Source organism: Pseudomonas sp. HP_12 (assembly GCF_055283955.1).
In genome coordinates, this window is sequence record NZ_JBTOQG010000001.1 from 318769 (window position 1) to 329842 (window position 11074).

At 64.5% G+C, this 11074-nt stretch carries 12 protein-coding genes; 1 reads left to right on the forward strand and 11 read right to left on the reverse strand.

All coding sequences use genetic code 11. The features are described 5' to 3' along the window. Positions 1–120: 120 nt before the first annotated feature. From gspD to gspE, 11 genes are read right to left on the reverse strand one after another with little or no spacing between them, the layout of a single operon-like run. Positions 121–2463: a type II secretion system secretin GspD gene (gene gspD, locus ACYASU_RS01395; protein ID WP_463581688.1), complete on the reverse strand. Its 2343-nt coding sequence runs from the start codon at positions 2461–2463 to the stop codon at positions 121–123. Beyond that, positions 2447–2983, reverse strand: a complete 537-nt coding sequence (locus tag ACYASU_RS01400; protein WP_463581689.1) for a hypothetical protein — start codon at positions 2981–2983, stop codon at positions 2447–2449. The genes gspD and ACYASU_RS01400 overlap by 17 nt, the downstream gene beginning before the upstream one ends. After that, positions 2980–3618 (reverse strand): type II secretion system protein GspM, encoded by a 639-nt coding sequence (gene gspM / locus ACYASU_RS01405; protein ID WP_463581690.1) that lies wholly within the window; start codon positions 3616–3618, stop codon positions 2980–2982. The genes ACYASU_RS01400 and gspM overlap by 4 nt, the downstream gene beginning before the upstream one ends. Beyond that, positions 3593–4648 carry a PilN domain-containing protein gene (locus ACYASU_RS01410; RefSeq protein ID WP_463581691.1) on the reverse strand — a complete coding sequence of 352 codons (1056 nt, stop codon included), beginning with the start codon at positions 4646–4648 and terminating at the stop codon, positions 3593–3595. The genes gspM and ACYASU_RS01410 overlap by 26 nt, the downstream gene beginning before the upstream one ends. Next, positions 4645–5367, reverse strand: a complete 723-nt coding sequence (locus ACYASU_RS01415) for a type II secretion system minor pseudopilin (RefSeq protein WP_463581692.1) — start codon at positions 5365–5367, stop codon at positions 4645–4647. The genes ACYASU_RS01410 and ACYASU_RS01415 overlap by 4 nt, the downstream gene beginning before the upstream one ends. Then, positions 5364–6008 (reverse strand): prepilin-type N-terminal cleavage/methylation domain-containing protein, encoded by a 645-nt coding sequence (locus tag ACYASU_RS01420; protein ID WP_463581693.1) that lies wholly within the window; start codon positions 6006–6008, stop codon positions 5364–5366. The genes ACYASU_RS01415 and ACYASU_RS01420 overlap by 4 nt, the downstream gene beginning before the upstream one ends. Beyond that, entirely contained in the window at positions 6005–6385 is a 381-nt protein-coding gene (locus tag ACYASU_RS01425) for a type II secretion system protein (RefSeq protein WP_463581694.1), read from the reverse strand. Before ACYASU_RS01425 ends, ACYASU_RS01420 begins: the two co-directional genes overlap by 4 nt. After that, positions 6382–6819, reverse strand: coding sequence for a GspH/FimT family pseudopilin (locus tag ACYASU_RS01430; RefSeq protein ID WP_463581695.1), 438 nt, complete (start codon positions 6817–6819; stop codon positions 6382–6384). Before ACYASU_RS01430 ends, ACYASU_RS01425 begins: the two co-directional genes overlap by 4 nt. Before the next feature lie 9 nt (positions 6820–6828). After that, complete coding sequence (gene gspG, locus ACYASU_RS01435) at positions 6829–7257, reverse strand: type II secretion system major pseudopilin GspG (protein ID WP_463581696.1); 429 nt, start codon at positions 7255–7257, stop codon at positions 6829–6831. A gap of 33 nt (positions 7258–7290) precedes the next feature. Beyond that, positions 7291–8505 carry a type II secretion system inner membrane protein GspF gene (gene gspF / locus ACYASU_RS01440; RefSeq protein ID WP_463581697.1) on the reverse strand — a complete coding sequence of 405 codons (1215 nt, stop codon included), beginning with the start codon at positions 8503–8505 and terminating at the stop codon, positions 7291–7293. A gap of 1 nt (position 8506) precedes the next feature. Continuing rightward, positions 8507–10225: a type II secretion system ATPase GspE gene (gene gspE, locus ACYASU_RS01445; protein ID WP_463581698.1), complete on the reverse strand. Its 1719-nt coding sequence runs from the start codon at positions 10223–10225 to the stop codon at positions 8507–8509. A 586-nt stretch (positions 10226–10811) separates the two neighbouring features. On the opposite strand from gspE, the gene ACYASU_RS01450 reads away from it, so the two are divergent. Then, positions 10812–11063 carry a hypothetical protein gene (locus ACYASU_RS01450; protein WP_463581699.1) on the forward strand — a complete coding sequence of 84 codons (252 nt, stop codon included), beginning with the start codon at positions 10812–10814 and terminating at the stop codon, positions 11061–11063. Positions 11064–11074: the final 11 nt, after the last annotated feature.

An 11074-nucleotide genomic window follows, 5' to 3' on the forward strand; every position in this document is an offset into this window, starting at 1 on the left:
GCTCCCGTGTGGGAAGTGGGCGAAAACGGGACGTCCGAGCCGCCCGTTCGCAAGCGTTCCCGCCCATATTAGCGCTCACACCCCGCACCCTGGAAAACTTTGTTACAGCTGCGCGAGCGTCTAGCGCAGGGCTTGTGGCGTGCCGGCGCCGTTCAACAACTGCATCTGCTGACGATAATCGTCGGTGACCTGGCGTGCCTGGCTGCTGCTGTTGATGACCCGCGGCGTGATCAGCACCAGCAACTCGGTGCGGTCCCTGGACTTGCTGCGATTGCCGAACAGCCAGCCCAGCCCGGGCACCCGGCCCAGGTACGGCACGGCGCTGACACTCTCGCTGTTGTCCTGCTTGATCAGCCCGCCGAGCAACACGGTCTGCCCGCTTTGCGCAGCGACCTGAGTCGACACCGAGCGCGTCGAGATGCGCGGGTTGCCGTTCACCGTCACGGTGTCGTCGGCATCGCTGACCTGCTGCTGAATGTCCATGTACACCAGACCACCTGGGTTGATGCGCGGGACGACGTTCAGAATCACGCCGGTCTGCAAGTACTCGACACTGCTCAGGGTGGTGTCCGAGGTGCCGGTGTTGACGGTGGTCTGGCTGATGGGGATGTTGTCGCCGACCTGAATCTGCGCGCTTTCGTTATTCATCACCACCAGCGACGGCGCCGACAGCACCTGGGTGCGGCCGTTGGTTTCCAGCGCGTGAATCGCTACCTGCAGGTTGGTGCTGACGAAGGAATAGAACAGCGAATCCGTTGAACCCAGCCCGGCACCGCCTCCCCCCAGCGCACCCTGACTGCCGGCAGTGTTGGCGACGGTTGTGCTGGTGGAATTGCCGGCCAGGCGACCGAGGTACCACTGAACCCCCTGATCCAGCTCGCCGGTCAGCTTGACCTCGAGGATCCGCGTTTCGATCTGCACTTGCAGCGGCGCATTGTCCAGACGTTTGATCGCCGCTTCGATCTCTTTCCACTGCGCTGGCCGCGTGCGCACCAGCAGCTGGTTGCTGCTCTTCTGCGCCGAGATGCGGGTGGTCGAGTCCAAGCCTTTCTGCCCGTTGCCCGAGCTGGCAGTGGCCGATGACGTGCTGTCGTCGGAACCGCTGTCGCTGCTGGTGTCCGCGTCTTGCTCCTGCTCGTCGTCCGAGGTCGCCGTGTTCTGAGTCCCGTTCTGGGACATGCCGCCTTGGCCATTGCTGTTCAAACCGGCGCTGCCATTCAATCCACTACCTGAACCCAGACCGCCAGACGTGCCCCCCGTCAACGATGACATCGAGCGCGTGCGCAAACCCGGCGCGACCTTCGCCGCGCTCTCCTCTTGTACCGCGCCCGTGCCGTAGATCTGCTTGAGGTATTTCGCCAGGTCAGTGGCCTTCATGTTGCGCACGTCGTACACGTACAGCTGCGGCTCGTTGCCGCCGCCCTCATCGATGGTGCGAATCCAGGTGCCCACTTCGTTCAGGTACTCAGGCTGGGACGAAAACGCCACGACCGAGTTGGTCCGCTCAATGGGCAGAAAGCGCACCATCCCCGCCAACGGCATGCCGCTGTCCGGCCCGAACAGCTTCTGCAGCTCCGGCATCAGCTCGCTGACCGAGGCCCGTTGCAGGCCGAACACGCCGACCGACATGCCCTTGAGCCAGTCGACGTCGAAGGTGTCGATGGTCTGCTGATAGTTCCCCAGCTCCTCAGCGGTGCCCGCCAGGCTCAGCACATTGCGCGCAGGGTCCACCAGCAGGAACGCGTTCTCCCGGGCGAACGGCTTGAGCAGCTTCTGCATCTCGGTGGCGGAGATGTAGCGCAGCGGGAACAGCCGCGCCGACAACCCGGCAGAGGGCTGGGCCACGGCCATTTCCGGCACCAGTTTGCCGGCAATCGCCTGGCTGGCCGGAAGGATTACGTAGCGATTGCCCTGGCGAATCATCGCGTTGTCGGTCCACGACAGCAGGGTCTCCAGAATCGACAGCGCCTGCTGCGGATTGACCGGCCGGGACGTGGAGAAACTCACTTCGCCCTTTACCCCTTGGGCAATGGTGTAGCTCTCGTGAAGCATGTCGCCGAGGATGCTGTTGACCACCGCTTCGATGGGCTGGTTGGCGAAATTGAAGACGATGTCGCCTTCCGCCGCGCGAGGCGTTGCGGCTGTCGGCGCCGGTGTTTTCACGAAGCGCTGGGTGCCCCTGATGATTTGCCGGGTACCGGTAGTCGCCGTCGAGCTGTCCGCGGGACTGGCTTGTGCCTGGACCGGCATTTGTTCGCTGCGCGGGTCGACCGGCCGGCGTTGGCTTCCGGTTCCGTCCAGCGCCTCGCGGAGCATGCCGTTGTCCGGCTCAAGGGTCGTCGGCGCAGTGGTGCAGCCGCTCAGGGCGACGGCCGCCGCCAGGCACAGCAAGGGCGAGCGCAGCGTCGCGACGGGTTTGGTGCTGCGGGCACGGCGCAGGGAAGGATTACGGGGCAGGTTCATGGAGGTCTTCACGGGAAAGGGAAAGCGGTGGTGAGGTCGACGGCGCAGGCAATCGCAGGCGCCGGACAGTGAGGGTTTCGTTGCGCTCGCCGAGGCCAAACGTGGCACTCGTCGGGCTGATGGCGCGTAGGGTCCAGCCGTTGGGCAACGGCCCGTTGAGGCGGACTTTCAGCGCCGGGCCGGTGGCCGGTTTGATGAATGCCAGCTGCACCGTGCCGTCGAGCAGCACGCCGGTCAGGGTCAGCCCGCTCAGGCTGGACGCTGCCTGATTGGCCGGCTGTTGCAGGTCCGGTCGGCGGTCGACGCTGAACAGCGGGGTCTGCCAGGCGTTGGCCAGACTGGGCAATGCCACGGGCGACAACACCAGCGTTTTTGCTGCGACGGCCGGGCGATGAGCCGATTCGGCAGGCAGCCAGTCCGCCGACTGCCAGGTGCCGTTGAGCACCAGAGCGATCAGCACCAGCAGGACAAGGGCGACGGCCATCAGCGCGCGCTCGGCCGTTATCGGGAATCGCATCATGGGGCGGCCTGCGCGGCGTCGGGTTGATCGGCAGTTGCCTTGGCCGCCACCGGCTGCAAATAGCCGCGAATCAGCAGTTGCACCGTCAACCGCCCTGCCCCGCCTTTGCCAGGCGCACTGCTCGCGCGGCGCACGCTCATGTGATCGATGAACAGCAACGGCCGCTGATACTCCAGCCCGTGCAACACCGCCATCAACGGCTCGATGGCGCATTCCAGGGTGACGCTGACCTTGACCTGGCGAAACGGCTCGCTGCCGTCCTGCTCCGGGGTGATCGGCATCCGTTGAGTGAGCGTGCAGCCGGCGCCGTTCGCGCCTTGGGCAGTGATGACGTCAGCGACGTGCTGCATGAGATCGGCGGCCACGGCGCTGGGGTCTTCGCCGGTCAACAGGCTCGTGCTGCTGGCCGGGTCCTGCGCGGCCGTTTCCAGCGCTGCGGTCAGGCTTTCGCGCTGCTGCAGCACGCCGGCGTAGCGCTGCTGTTGGGACTTGAGTTGCTCGGTCTCTTCGGCCATGTCCCGCAGCGGGCCGGCGAACCAACTGTCGATCAGCAGCCAGTAGCCTGCGCCGATCACCAGCGCGAGGACGATCAATGCAGCGCCGCGACGTTCACGGGGTGTCAGTGTTCGGCCCATCGGTGGCCTCCTGATGCAGGCGTGCGTGCAAGGCGAAGCGTTCTTTGCCGCTGGCGGCGTCGGGTTGGATCACGCCCTGAAACTGCGGGTTTTCCAGGCTGCGGCAGTCTTTCAAACGGCCGATCAGCGCACTGGCACGCACGCTCTGGCCGGAAAACGACACGTCGTCAGCGTCGATTTCGAGCTGCTCCAGCCAGGTGTCGTCGGGCAGGCAGGCGGTCAGTTCACTCATCAGCGCGGCCATGGTCGGGCGCGCGGCCTTGTGCCGGTTCAGGTAATCGGCGGCGCCGAGGGTGTTGGTCAGTTGCTGACGCAGTTGCTGGACCTGCGCCACCTCGGCTTTCTGGGCTTGCACCGTGGCGCGCATGTCTTGCAGCCGTTGCTGACGATCGTGCAGCCACAGGCCCATCAGCGTGATGAGCAGCACGGCGCATGACCCGCCAAGCACACGACGCCGGTCCACGCCTGCGCGCGGATTCACCGGACGCGCGGCGTCGGGCAGCAGGTCGATGCCCAGCGGCGTGCCGTCCTCTGCCCAGACGTCCACCCGTTGCGGCTTCAAGCCGAGGGCGGTGCAGTCCGCCAGAATCGCGTTCATGCGCTCGCGGAGGATGGCGATCAGGGTGACTTGCAACCACCCGGCGCTGCGGCCGTCCTGGCGCACTACATAAAGCAACTGGTCGCGGGGATACGGCGTGTATTTGTCCAGCTCATAGCCGACCACGGCGGTGAGATCCCGCGCCGCCGCCGTCGGCAACTGCAGGCGATGAATCATCACCAAAGGGGTCGGCAGCATCAACACTTGCCGGGCGCCGGCCTGCACTTCGGGGCCGGGCATCGTGATGGGCCAGCGATGGGTCTGCACGGGTACCTGTGCGCTGAGGCGATGGCGCAAACGCGCCGGCACGCAGCTTCGCAATTCCGCCAGCCAGAGCTGCCAGACACGTTGCGCCACGCTGCCCTGCCAGCGCCGTTCGACGTTGGCCAGGTATGCCCGAAGCGGCGCAGGGACTGAAAGGAGTGAATTCATTCTTGCCAACGCAGCACCCGATAAGGCTGAGCGTTACCCTCCGATGGGGACAGTAGAACGGTGGTCTGAAGCCGGGCGACAACGCCATCCGGCAGTTGCGCCTGACTGTCGATGCTCAGCACGCTGCCAGGGTCGGTGCCCGTGGCTGTCTCTTGCGGCAGATTCAAGGCGCTGCGCAGCAACGGCGAGGCGAATGCGGCGTCCGGCCGAGACAGCCCGCTCCACAGCGTCACTTCCGGGGCCATGCGCTGGTATAGGCGTTGGGTCATCCCCGGGACCTGGCGCAGTTCTTCGATGACCCGCAACGGCGCAGCGCTGCCGTCGCGACGCGCCTGTAAGGCACGGCCCAGGCGGGTCGCCTCGTCGCGATCAGCGCCGCAGGCCTGGGCGACCCGAGTGATGTCCTCGTTGCTGGCCGCATTCAGATCGAGCTTGCCGCGCTCGCTGCTGACGCTGACCACCATCTGCGCGTCGTCGAAGGCCAGCGGCACGGTGCGGCCGTCGGCGATCCAGCGCGGTCGGTGATTCAGGTCCAGCAACGACTGCAACGCCAGGCTCATCCCGGCCTGGGCCGCCAGCAGCGCCTGGGTGTGCTGCCGCTGCCATAAAGCCTGTCGGGTTTCCAGCTGCACCCAGCCGGCCAGACCGCCGAGCAACAGGCTCAGCGTCGCCACTGCCCAGAGCACCAGCAACAAGGCCACGCCGCGCTGCCGATTCATTGCGCGCCTCCCGCAGCGGACGTAGCACCGGATGCACCGCCGGACAGGTCCAGCCGCAGGGCGATGATTTGGCTGGGCCAGTTCACCGGGCCGTCCATCTGCACCTCGACGCGCACGGCGCGGGGCAAACGGTTGGGCCACGGCCACTCAGTCAGCCAGCCGGTCGCCTCACCTTTTGGCGTCACGCCGCGATAGCTCAACGACAAACTGTTTACCCCGTGAAGCAACACCTGGGGCTCACCCCACGCGCGCAATACGTTGTCCTGGACCTGGGCGAAGGCGATCTGCAAGCGACGGTCCGCTTCCGGCCCGGACATCTCCAGGGTGTGCAGCTGAATGCCGCCGCCCAGGTTGCCCGGCAAGGTCGCGGCGAACTGCATGCGCTGGGCCGAACCCACGAACAGCCCCGCGCCGGAAGCGTCGTTTTCGGCGAGATCCAGCGGCAGCGCCTGGCAGATGGCCTGACGCAAAAAGCCCTGGGCCGCCCGCCGCTCATCCAGCCGTGAGGTGTAATGATCGGCCTTCACCATCGCCCGATTCGCCCCCACCAGCGCGCCGCCGACCAGGGTCAGCAGCACCGCCAGCAGGCTCAGCACGATCATGATTTCCAGCAGCGTGAAACCGGTTTGTCGTTTGCTCATTGGGTGCTCGCCCTGGCCGGACTGACCAGCCGCAGGGTGCTGAACCGCGCCTCACGCCGGCCTTCGCTGACGATCACATTCACCCGCAACATTCGCGGCTGGCCGGCGTCGGTGGGCAACGCCCAGACGTTCATTGCCCATTCAATGCCATCGTCCATCACGCCGTTGCTCAGCCCCGGTTGCAACACGCCGACGGCCTGATCATCCAGCACCGAACGCGCTGCCTGACTGAGCCGGTCCGCGCGATCAACCTGCTGTAACGAGCGAGCGCTTTGCCCGAACGCCATCAACAGCACGCCACCGCACAGGGCCATGACCACCAGCGCGGCGAGCATTTCCAGCAGGGTGAAACCGGCCTGACCGGTGCGAGCCTTCATGGCAAAGCACGGCTCTTGACGCTGCCGGTGAGCCAGCCGATGTCGATGCGCCAGCGCCGCTCACCCTGGAACACCAGCAGATTGCCGCCGCTGGAACTGCCGTCCGGGTAGAACGCGACAGCTGCATTCAGATCCGCCGCCGTGTTCAGCTGCACGCCCACTTCAGCCGGCCATTGCTGGGGCCGTTTGCCGGGGGCCTGAAAGGTGCGGCGGTCGAGATCAAATGAAGTCTCCCGAGGCTGCCCGCTGATGATCGCCGCGCTGCGGGTCGTGCGCAGGGCCTGAACCATTTGCCCGAGCAACTGACGGTCCGCGGCCTGCTGCAAACCCTTATGCAAGCCAAAGCCAACCACGCCGATGCCGATGCTCATCAAGACGATGACCACCAGCATCTCCAGCAGGGTAAAACCGCGGCTTGCCCCAGTCCCGTTCATGCTCGCCGATTACTCCCAGTTGCCCAGGTCGGCGTTGTAGCCTTCGCCGCCGGGCTGGCCGTCCTGACCGTAGAAAATCAGGTCGAACGGGCCGTGCTGACCCGGAAAGCGATAGCCGAAGGCGTGACCGAAGGGGTCTTTGAGGTCCGACGGCTTGGCGTACGGCCCGGCCCAGCCTGAGGCGTTGGCCGGTTTTTCGACCAGTTGCTGCAGGGTTTTCGGCGGCGAACCCAAGTCCAGGCCGTAGCTTTCGATCTTCATGCTCAGGCTCGCCAACTGCGCCTTGCCGGCGCCGTACTTGCCCTTGTCGACGTTGCCGCCGACCTGACGCACAACGATGGTGGCGACGATGCCTAGCAGCACGATGACCGCGAGCATTTCCAGCAGGGTGAAGCCGCGCTGGCGGCGGGTGACAGCGGTGAACGGCGTGCGGCGCATCGGTCTGGTTCTCTGATTGAAAGGGGGTGGGCTTCAAATATTGCTGGTCAGGCTCATCAGCGGCAGCATGATGGCCAGCATGATCACCGCCACCAGCACCGCCATGACCACGGTCAGGGTCGGCACCAGCGCGGCGAGCATGCGGTCGATGCCGCGTTTGGCCTCGACGTCGAACACGTCGGCCACCTTCAGCAACATGGTGTCCAGTTCGCCGGCCTGTTCGCCGACTTCGATCATTTGCAGGGCCAGGTCCGGCAGCAGCGGTTGCTCGCCGAACGCACTGGCCAGCGTGCCGCCGCCTTTCACCGATTCACTGGCCTGCTCGACCTGCTGCTGCAGCGCGCGGTTGCTGCAGACTTGCCGGGCGATGACCAGCGCCTGCAAAAGCGCCACGCCGTTGTTCAGCAAGGTGCCGAGGGTGCGCGCCAGCCGGGCCGCTTCGATGCGCTGCAGCAACGGGCCGATCACACGCATGCGCAACAGACGCCGGTCACGTCGCAAGCGGCGTTGGGGATCGCGGGCGCGCAGGGCGATGATCCAGATCAACGCGATGCTGCCGGCGAGCAGTATCAGCCCGTATTCACTGAGGAACTGCCCGAGCCAGAGAATCGCCTGGGTGATGAAGGGAATCGGCACGCCGAGGTCGCGGAAGATCGGCACGAATTGCGGCACGACATACGCGAGCAGTAGCGCCAGGGAGCCGAGCACGCCGACCACCAGAAACGCCGGGTAGATCAGCGCGTTGATCACCTCGCCGCGCAGCATCTGGCTGCGCTCCAGGTACTCGCTGAGCTGACGCAGGGTGTTTTCCAGTGCGCCGCCGGCTTCCCCTGCGCGGACCATGCTGATGTACAGCGGGGAAAACTGCTGGCCCTCTTCTTCCAGCGCCACCGACAGCGGCTTGCCGGCCTTGACCTGCTCGCGAATGCGCTCGATCAGCGCGCGGGTCTGAATCTGGTTCCGGGACTGGCCGGGTTGGCGCAGCAGGATGGTCAGCGAGCGTTCCAGCGGCTGGCCGGCGCCGAGCAGGGTCGCCAGTTGCTGGGTGAAGCTCATCAGCGCGGCGCCGCTCAATGCGCCGCGGCCGAGGGCCTGACGCAGACCGCCCAGACTCGACGGGTCGATCTGCAGGACCATCAAGCCGCGCTTGTGCAGCAAGGCGATGGCGGCGTCACGGTCGGCGGCGTCCAGCAGGCCATTGTGTTCAGCACTCTGACCGTCCAGCGCGCGGTATTTGAACGGCGTCATGTCATTCGCCTCGGGTCACGCGCAGGACTTCTTCCAGCGAGGTAATCCCCGCCACCGCCTGACGCAGGCCTTCCTCATGCAGCGTGCGCAACCCGGCGCGCCGCGCGGCCTGCTCAAGCGTCGAGGCATCGGCGCGGCTCATCAGCAGGCTGCGAAGCTCCTCGTTCATCACCAGCAGTTCAGTGATTGCACTGCGGCCGCGATAACCGCCGCCGGGCGCATCGGTGCGCGGGCGGTACAGAAGAATCGGACGCTGGTCGGTGAAGCGCTCCAGGTCGTGTTCGTCGATCAGCGCCTGGGGGGCTTCGAAGGCTTCGCGGGTCAGCGGATCAAGGCGGCGCACCAGGCGCTGGGCGAGAATGCCGTTGACTGTCGAGGCGATCAGGTAGCTCTCGACGCCCATGTCCAGCAAGCGCGTGATACTTGCCGCCGCGCTGTTGGTGTGCAGCGTCGACAGCACCAGATGGCCGGTCAGCGAGGACTGAATGGCGATGCGGCAGGTTTCCAGATCGCGCATTTCACCGATCATGATCACGTCCGGGTCCTGGCGGACGATGGAGCGCAGCGCCCCGGCGAAGTCCAGACCGATGGCCGGTTTGACCTGAATCTGATTGATCCCTTCGAGTTGGTATTCCACCGGGTCTTCAACGGTGATGATCTTGCGTTCGGCCGTGTTGAGCCGCGACAGCGCGGTGTACAGCGTGGTGGTTTTGCCAGAGCCGGTCGGCCCGGTCACCAGCAGGATGCCGTGGGGCCGCTCGAGCACCGCCAGAAAGGCATCGAGGCGCTCGCCGTCGAACCCGAGGCTGGGGAAATCGAAGTTGATGGTTTGTCGATCGAGCAGGCGCATCACCACCGATTCGCCAAAGCTGGTAGGCACCGTGCTCACCCGCAGGTCCAGCTCCTTGCCCTGAATCCGCAGCATGATCCGGCCGTCCTGGGGCAAGCGCCGTTCGGCGATGTCGAGGCGCGCCATGATTTTCAGCCGGGAGATCACCGCTGCCGAGGAACTGGACGGCGGCGCTTCGGCTTCGTGGAGCACGCCGTCGATGCGATAACGCACCTTCAACTGGCTCTCGAACGGCTCGATGTGAATGTCCGAGGCCCGCTGCTCGACGGCCCGCTGCAGGATCAGGTTGACCAGCCGAATCACCGGCGCTTCCGACGCCAGGTCCTTCAAGTGCTCGATGTCTTCGGGCGAGCCGTTGTGGTCGTCGAGGGATTCGATCAGCGTGCCGATGGCGCTGCGGCCCTGGCCGTAATAGCGCTCGATCAGGGTGTCGACGTCATTGCGCGAACCGATCGACAGCCACACCGGCACCTGACAGCAATAGGCGATGGCTTCGAAGGCGTATTGCTCGCATGGGTTTGCGGAGGCGACGTGCAGACCGTCTTCGCGCCACGCCAGGGGCACCACCTGGAAATGCCGCATGAAGCGCTCGGTCAGGGCCGGCAAGGGATCAAGCATGTCGGCCGCCGCGTCGAGCGTCAGGACTGGTATCTGCAGCAGCGCCGCCCAGGCCCGGGCCATCTCGGTTTCCGAGACCAGCCCCAGGCGGGTCAGTAAAGCCAGCAGCCCGGACCCTTCGGATTCGGCCATCAAGCGCCGCGCCCGCTCCAGATCAGCAGCCTTCAGCCCGGCGTTCGCCGATAGCCATGCGCAGACCTGCTCGGCGTCCGGAATCTGCAACTGTCTGGCGTCGAGCGGGTTTAGGGGCATGGCGGTTATGGGTCTGGATGAAGGGTTAACTAATGAATACGGCGGCTATTTAATAGCGCCCACGCGCTATAAGCCGCGGATGATTCATCCAACGGCTTTCAATCGGCCTGCGTTTAACTTGGGTACTTTTTAGTTGAATATAACTAAACGACTGAATGCTATTAACCGCCATAGCTGGCGACTGTGTATCGGCAACTAAGGCGGCTATGCAGTCGTCTGAATGGTCGAGGATTACTCAGCGCGGAGAGAGCTTATCAGCAAGCTAAACCTAATAGCAATTAGGTTTTCCACATAGCAATATAAGTCACGTTTATCCGTTATTCTGAGCAATTAATCGCCACTTAAATCGATTAAACGAGTGATTTATTGCGTTAAATAGTGATTCATAGTCTGCTACCCAGCACTCTGCCCTGCTCGGAAACCCTCCTGAACGCGGCTTTTCGATCACCGCTCGTCTAATTTAAAAATAATCTTGCAAACCCTGAACTAATCAGTAGATTCCGCAGACTTAACGTTCGTCCTGTTCTCACGGGGCGGGTTTGCGCGTTCATATATTTTCCACACCCCATCAATCGAGAAACAATCGATGAATAGACCCCTGCTGTCTGTTTGCAGCGTCGTGCTTTTCGGCGCCTGCAGTTTTGCTGCTGTTGCGGCGGACTCCACGAACACCCAAACAACGAACTCGGCAGAAACACTTCGCGTAAATGTTGAGAAACAGCGCGATCAGTTGTCCGGCGTCGACAAGGTTGCCGTGCCGACCACCCAGACCTCTTCCGCCATGCTCGATGCGCCGGTCGACACCGGTGACGCGCCGGTTCTGGTGCAGAAGCCATGACCGACCCACGC